The sequence below is a fragment of the Serratia sp. BW106 genome, from assembly GCF_002607755.1.
Classification (GTDB): Bacteria; Pseudomonadota; Gammaproteobacteria; order Enterobacterales; family Enterobacteriaceae; genus Serratia; species Serratia proteamaculans.
Map to the genome: position 1 here is coordinate 50,763 of NZ_MCGS01000035.1, position 6,338 is coordinate 57,100.

General features: G+C 56.9%; 4 protein-coding genes. All 4 read left to right on the forward strand.

What is annotated here, in order from left to right:
• The first annotated feature begins 3 nt into the window (after nucleotides 1-3).
• A complete protein-coding gene (gene lpxB / locus BEI65_RS21360) occupies nucleotides 4-1,152 on the forward strand; it encodes a lipid-A-disaccharide synthase (RefSeq protein WP_099065012.1) in 1,149 nt (382 codons plus the stop codon).
• A complete protein-coding gene (gene rnhB, locus BEI65_RS21365) occupies nucleotides 1,149-1,742 on the forward strand; it encodes a ribonuclease HII (protein WP_085118520.1) in 594 nt (197 codons plus the stop codon). The genes lpxB and rnhB overlap by 4 nt, the downstream gene beginning before the upstream one ends.
• 83 nt (nucleotides 1,743-1,825) lie before the next feature.
• Nucleotides 1,826-5,314, forward strand: a complete 3,489-nt coding sequence (gene dnaE, locus BEI65_RS21370) for a DNA polymerase III subunit alpha (RefSeq protein WP_085118519.1) — start codon at nucleotides 1,826-1,828, stop codon at nucleotides 5,312-5,314.
• A 12-nt stretch (nucleotides 5,315-5,326) separates the two neighbouring features.
• Nucleotides 5,327-6,286: an acetyl-CoA carboxylase carboxyl transferase subunit alpha gene (accA, locus tag BEI65_RS21375; protein ID WP_085118517.1), complete on the forward strand. Its 960-nt coding sequence runs from the start codon at nucleotides 5,327-5,329 to the stop codon at nucleotides 6,284-6,286.
• The last annotated feature ends 52 nt before the right edge of the window (nucleotides 6,287-6,338 follow it).

Here is a 6,338-nt window from a genome sequence, read left to right on the forward strand (position 1 = left end):
CCTATGCAAAATCGCCCATTGACCATCGGATTGGTCGCCGGAGAAACTTCCGGTGATATTCTTGGCGCCGGTTTAATCCGCGCGCTCAAGGCGCAGATCCCCGACGCGCGTTTTGTTGGTGTCGCCGGCCCGCTGATGCAGGCCGAAGGCTGCGAAACCTGGTACGAAATGGAAGAACTGGCGGTAATGGGCGTGGTCGAGGTGCTTGAGCGCCTGCCACGCCTGTTAAAGATCCGCAAGGATCTTACCCGCCGGTTCAGCGAACTGAAGCCGGACGTGTTTGTGGGTATCGACGCGCCGGACTTCAATATCACCCTGGAAGGTCGCCTGAAACAGCGCGGCATCCGCACCATTCATTATGTCAGCCCCTCCGTCTGGGCCTGGCGTCAAAAGCGCGTTTTCAAAATAGGCAAAGCCACCGATCTGGTGCTGGCATTTCTCCCTTTCGAAAAAGCGTTTTACGATCGTTTCAACGTTCCCTGTCGGTTTATCGGCCATACCATGGCCGACGCCATGCCGCTGCAACCAGATAAACTGGCTGCGCGCGCCACGCTGGGCATCGCCCCGGATGCCCGTTGTCTGGCCCTGTTGCCGGGCAGCCGCGGTGCGGAAGTCGAGATGCTAAGCGCCGATTTCCTGAAAACGGCCCAGTTGCTGCGTACCCGCTATCCGGATCTGGAACTGGTGGTGCCGCTGGTTAATGCCAAGCGGCGCGAACAGTTCGAGCGCATCAAGGCCGAAGTGGCACCCGAGTTAAGGGTTCACCTGCTCAACGGCCAGGGGCGCGAGGCGATGATCGCCAGCGACGCGGCATTACTGGCCTCCGGCACTGCCGCGCTGGAGTGCATGCTGGCCAAATGTCCGATGGTGGTGGGTTACCGTATGAAGCCGTTTACTTTCTGGATAGCGCAACGGCTGGTGAAGACGCCGTATGTCTCATTGCCTAATCTGCTGGCCGGTCGTGAAATCGTCACCGAACTGTTGCAGCACGATTGCGTGCCGGACAAGTTGGCGGCGTCGCTAATGCCGCTGCTGGAAGATAGTCCGCAAACTGACGAACTGAAACAGACTTTCCTTAACTTGCACCAAAGCATCCGTTGTGGTGCCGATGAACAGGCCGCTCAGGCTGTGTTGGAGCTGGCAAAAGCATGATTGAACCTTTCATCTATCCTGTCGCCACGCTGATTGCCGGCGTGGACGAAGTCGGGCGTGGCCCCTTGGTGGGCGCGGTTGTGACCGCTGCGGTGATCCTCGATCCTGCACGACCGATCGTAGGGCTGGCGGACTCGAAAAAACTCAGTGAAAAACGCCGCCTGGCGCTGTATGACGAAATTACCGAGAAGGCCCTGTCCTGGAGTTTGGGGCGCGCCGAGCCGGACGAGATTGACCAACTGAACATTCTGCATGCCACTATGTTGGCGATGCAGCGTGCAGTTGCCGGATTGCATATCGCGCCGGACATGGTATTGATTGACGGTAACCGCTGCCCGAAATTGCCGATGCGCTCGCAGGCGGTGGTGAAAGGCGACAGCCGCGTGGCGGAAATCAGTGCAGCGTCCATTCTGGCGAAGGTAACGCGTGACCGCGAAATGACTGAGTTGGATCGGGAATTCCCGGACTACGGTTTTGCGCAGCATAAAGGCTACCCAACCGCTTTCCATCTGGAGCGGCTGGCCGCGCTGGGTGCGACCGAACATCATCGCCGCAGCTTTGCCCCGGTCAGAAGGGTGCTGGCGCTGTAATCTGCCGGCCTTATCCGGGCCAGGCACGCGATAGAGTTAACCCGGGTTCAGTTCGCTGAGCCCCTAGATTCAGGTATCTGGATATGGCCGAACCTCGTTTTATTCACCTGCGCGTTCATAGTGACTACTCCATGATTGATGGATTAGCCAAGATCGGGCCGTTGGTGAAAAGAGCCGCCGCGTTAGCCATGCCTGCTTTGGCAATTACCGACTTTACCAACCTGTGTGGTCTGGTGAAGTTCTATGGCAGCGCGCACGGCGCCGGGATCAAACCGATCATCGGCGCGGATTTTCATGTGCAAAGCGAAGTGCTGGGCGATGAGCTGGCGCAGCTCACCGTGCTGGCCGCCAATAATGAAGGTTACCAAAACCTGACGTTGCTGATTTCTCGCGCCTATCAGCGTGGTTACGGCGCCGCCGGTCCGATCATCGATCGTGACTGGCTGATTGAGCACCGTGAAGGGCTCATTCTGCTCTCTGGCGCCCGTCTGGGCGACGTCGGCAAGTTTCTGCTGCGTGGCAACCAGCCGCAGGTGGATCAGTGTCTGGAGTTCTATCAGCAGTACTTCCCTGACAGCTATTATCTTGAACTGATCCGCACCGGTCGGCCGGACGAAGAAAACTACCTGCATGCTGCGGTGGCGCTGGCGACCGAACGCGGGCTGCCGGTGGTGGCCACTAACGATGTACGATTTCTGGTAGCGGATGACTTCGACGCCCATGAGATCCGCGTCGCCATCCACGACGGCTTCACGTTGGACGATCCCAAGCGGCCGCGTAACTATACTCCGCAGCAATACATGCGTAACGAAGACGAGATGTGCGAGCTGTTTGCCGACATCCCGGAGGCGTTACTCAACAGCGTAGAGATTGCCAAGCGTTGCAACGTGACTATCCGCCTTGGCGAGTACTTCCTGCCGCAGTTCCCAACCGGTGATATGACTACCGAGGATTTCCTGGTCCTGAAGTCGAAGGAAGGGCTGGAAGATCGTCTGGAGTTCCTGTTCCCGGATCCGCAGGTACGTGCTGAGCGCCGCCCTGAATACGACGAACGTCTGGATATTGAACTGAAAGTGATCAACCAGATGGGCTTCCCGGGTTACTTCCTGATCGTGATGGAGTTCATCCAGTGGTCGAAGGACAACGACGTGCCGGTAGGGCCGGGTCGTGGGTCTGGTGCCGGTTCTCTGGTGGCCTATGCGCTGAAAATCACCGATCTTGACCCGCTGGAATTTGACCTGCTGTTCGAACGTTTCCTTAACCCGGAACGTGTTTCGATGCCTGACTTCGACGTCGACTTCTGCATGGAAAAACGCGATCTGGTGATTGAGCACGTTGCGGAGATGTACGGCCGTGAGGCGGTATCGCAGATCATTACCTTCGGTACCATGGCGGCGAAAGCGGTTATTCGCGACGTGGGCCGTGTACTGGGTCACCCGTATGGCTTCGTCGATCGCATCTCCAAGCTGGTGCCGCCCGATCCGGGCATGACGCTGGAAAAAGCCTTTGCCGCCGAACCGCAGCTGCCGGAAATCTACGAGGCCGATGAGGAAGTCAAAGCGCTGATCGACATGGCGCGCAAGCTGGAAGGGGTGACGCGTAACGCCGGTAAGCACGCCGGTGGTGTGGTGATCGCACCGACCAAAATCACTGACTTCGCACCGCTGTACTGCGATGCCGAAGGTCAGCATCCGGTAACCCAGTTTGACAAGAACGATGTGGAATACGCCGGGCTGGTGAAGTTCGACTTCCTGGGGCTGCGAACCCTGACCATCATCGACTGGGCGTTGGCGATGATCAACGCCCGCCGCGCGAAAACCGGGCTGGAACCGATCGATATCGCCGCCATCCCGCTCGAGGACAAGAAAAGCTTCGACATGCTGCAGCGTTCGGAGACCACGGCGGTCTTCCAGCTCGAATCACGCGGCATGAAAGACCTGATCAAACGCCTGAAGCCCGACTGTTTCGAAGATATGATCGCACTGGTGGCGCTGTTCCGCCCGGGACCGCTGCAGTCAGGCATGGTAGATAACTTTATTGACCGTAAGCACGGCCGTGAAGAGATTTCCTACCCGGATATCCAGTGGCAGCATGAGTCGCTTAAACCGGTGCTGGAGCCTACCTACGGTATCATCCTGTATCAGGAACAGGTGATGCAGATTGCCCAGGTGCTGGCCGGTTATTCGCTGGGCGGCGCAGACATGTTGCGTCGTGCGATGGGTAAAAAGAACCCGGTTGAGATGGCCAAGCAGCGCGGCGGTTTCGAGGACGGGGCAAAATCACGCGGCATCGACGGCGAGCTGTCGGTAAAAATCTTTGACCTGGTGGAGAAATTCGCCGGTTACGGCTTCAACAAATCGCACTCCGCCGCCTATGCTCTGGTGTCATACCAGACATTGTGGCTGAAGGCGCACTACCCGGCCGAGTTTATGGCGGCGGTAATGACCGCCGATATGGACAACACCGATAAGGTGGTGGGGCTGGTGGATGAATGCTGGCGCATGGGCCTGAAAATCCTGCCGCCGGACATCAACAGCGGCCAGTATCATTTCCACGTTAACGACGAAGGTGAGATCGTTTACGGCATCGGCGCTATCAAAGGCGTCGGGGAAGGGCCGATTGAAGCCATTCTTGAAGCGCGTAACAGTGGCGAGCAGGGCTATTTCAAAGACCTGTTTGACCTCTGTGCTCGCTCTGATATCAAAAAACTGAACCGCCGTATTCTGGAAAAGTTGATCATGTCCGGGGCATTCGACCGCCTTGGGCCGCACCGTGCCGCACTGATGAATTCATTGGGCGACGCCCTGAAAGCGGCGGATCAGCATGCCAAAGCCGAAGCTATCGGCCAGGTGGACATGTTTGGCGTACTGGCGGAAGCGCCGGAGCAGGTGGAGCAATCCTACGCCAACGTGCCCCTCTGGCAGGAGCAGGTGGTGCTGGACGGTGAACGGGAAACCCTGGGGTTATACCTCACCGGCCACCCGATCACCCAGTACCTGAAGGAAATCGAACGCTATGCCGGTGGCCAGCGTTTGAAAGATATGCATCCGACGGACCGGGGCAAAATGACGACCGCCGTTGGGCTGGTGATCGCCTCACGGGTTATGGTCACCAAGCGCGGTAATCGCATCGGAATTTGTACGCTGGATGACCGCTCAGGCCGTCTGGAAGTGATGTTATTCACCGATGCGTTAGAAAAATACCAGCATTTATTGGAAAAAGACCGTATCCTGATCGCCAGTGGACAGGTCAGCTTTGATGACTTTAGCGGTGGGCTTAAAATGACTGCCCGCGAGCTAATGGACATCAGTGAAGCCCGTGAAAAATACGCTCGCGGACTTGCTATCTCGCTGACGGACAGGCAAATTGATGACCAGCTTTTGAACCGTCTCCGTCAGTCTTTGGAACCCCATCGCTCGGGGACGATTCCAGTGCATCTTTACTATCAACGGGAAGATGCGCGGGCCAAGCTGCGTTTTGGCGCAACCTGGCGCGTGACGCCCACCGACCGCTTATTGATAGATTTGCGGACTTTGGTAGGTAATGAGCAGGTGGAACTGGAATTTGACTAAAATAGGAATGCTATGAGTCTGAATTTTCTTGATTTTGAACAGCCGATTGCAGAGCTGGAAGCGAAAATTGACTCGCTGACTGCAGTCAGCCGTCAAGACGAAAAATTAGATATTAATCTGGACGAAGAGGTTCAGCGCCTTCGTGAAAAGAGCGTTGAGCTGACGCGCAAGATTTTTTCCGATCTTGGGGCTTGGCAAGTTGCCCAATTGGCACGCCACCCACGCCGTCCTTATACCCTGGATTATATCAAACACATCTTTACCGACTTCGAAGAACTGGCAGGCGATCGCGCCTATGCCGATGATAAAGCGATTGTCGGTGGTATTGCTCGTCTGGATGGTCGCCCGGTGATGATCATCGGTCATCAGAAAGGCCGCGAAACCAAAGAGAAAATCCGCCGTAACTTCGGCATGCCGGCACCGGAAGGCTACCGCAAAGCGCTGCGCCTGATGGAAATGGCTGCTCGCTTCAAACTGCCGTTGATCACTTTCATCGACACTCCAGGGGCATACCCGGGTGTGGGCGCGGAAGAACGCGGTCAGTCAGAAGCGATAGCCCATAACCTGCGTGAAATGTCTCGTCTGAATATCCCGGTGATCTGCACCGTGATCGGCGAAGGCGGTTCTGGCGGTGCATTGGCTATCGGCGTTGGCGACAAAGTGAATATGCTGCAGTACAGCACCTACTCGGTGATCTCACCGGAAGGCTGTGCCTCCATCCTGTGGAAGAGTGCCGACAAGGCTCCTCTGGCTGCAGAAGCGATGGGCATTACCGCACCGCGTCTGAAAGAACTGAAGCTGATCGACTCGGTGATCCCGGAGCCTTTGGGCTCTGCTCACCGTGACGTGCCGGCGATGGCAGCCTCGCTGAAAGCGCAGCTGTTGGCTGACCTGAAAGATCTCGACGGCCTGAACAACGAAGAGTTGCGCAACCGTCGTTACCAACGCCTGATGAACTACGGCTACTGCTGAGTTTTATCATGTGTTGCAAGAAACCGCCTCCGGGCTAACACCGATCGGTTAA